This window comes from Synechococcus sp. 8F6, assembly GCF_002252665.1.
GTDB lineage: Bacteria > Cyanobacteriota > Cyanobacteriia > PCC-6307 > Cyanobiaceae > Cyanobium_A.
The window spans coordinates 1-1017 of record NZ_NQKZ01000062.1 but is presented as its reverse complement, the minus strand read 5'-3'; the positions used below and the strand labels follow the sequence as shown (position 1 = coordinate 1017).

General features: G+C 62.4%; 1 protein-coding gene. It reads left to right on the top strand.

Annotated elements, in window-relative coordinates; all coding sequences use genetic code 11:
* The coding region (gene psbD / locus CJZ78_RS13480; protein ID WP_198953924.1) for a photosystem II D2 protein (photosystem q(a) protein) at positions 1-1017 on the top strand (1017 nt) is incomplete at both ends.

The following is a 1017-nucleotide window of genomic DNA, read 5'->3' as shown; positions in this document are numbered from 1 at the left end:
GCCGCAGCGGGGATGGTTCGACATCCTCGATGACTGGCTCAAGCGCGACCGCTTCGTATTTGTGGGTTGGTCGGGTCTGCTCCTGTTCCCCACCGCCTATCTGGCACTGGGTGGCTGGCTGACCGGCACCACCTTTGTCACCTCCTGGTACACCCACGGCATTGCCAGCTCCTATCTGGAGGGCTGCAACTTCCTCACCGCCGCCGTCAGCACCCCCGCTGACGCCATGGGTCACAGCCTGCTGCTGCTCTGGGGCCCTGAGGCCCAGGGCGACTTCGTGCGCTGGTGCCAGCTCGGTGGTCTTTGGCCCTTCGTGGCCCTGCACGGCGCCTTCGCCCTGATCGGCTTCATGCTGCGTCAGTTCGAGATCGCCCGTCTGGTGGGCATCCGCCCCTACAACGCCATCGCCTTCTCCGGCCCGATTGCGGTGTTCGTCAGTGTCTTCCTGATGTACCCGCTCGGTCAGAGTAGCTGGTTCTTCGCTCCGTCCTTCGGGGTGGCGGCGATCTTCCGCTTCCTGCTGTTCCTGCAGGGCTTCCACAACTGGACGCTGAACCCGTTCCACATGATGGGCGTGGCCGGCATCCTCGGCGGTGCTCTGCTGTGCGCCATCCACGGCGCCACGGTGGAGAACACCCTGTTCGAAGACTCCGATCAGTCGAACACCTTCAAGGCGTTCGAGCCCACCCAGGAAGAGGAGACCTACTCGATGGTCACCGCCAACCGCTTCTGGAGCCAGATCTTCGGGATCGCCTTCTCCAACAAGCGCTGGCTGCACTTCTTCATGCTGTTCGTGCCGGTGATGGGTCTGTGGACCAGCAGCATCGGCATCATCGGCCTAGCTCTCAACCTGCGCGCCTACGACTTCGTGTCGCAGGAAATCCGCGCCGCTGAGGACCCCGAATTTGAAACCTTCTACACGAAGAACATTCTTCTGAATGAAGGTCTGCGTGCCTGGATGGCACCGGCTGACCAGCCGCACGAAAACTTCGTCTTCCCTGAAGAGGTTCTGCCCCG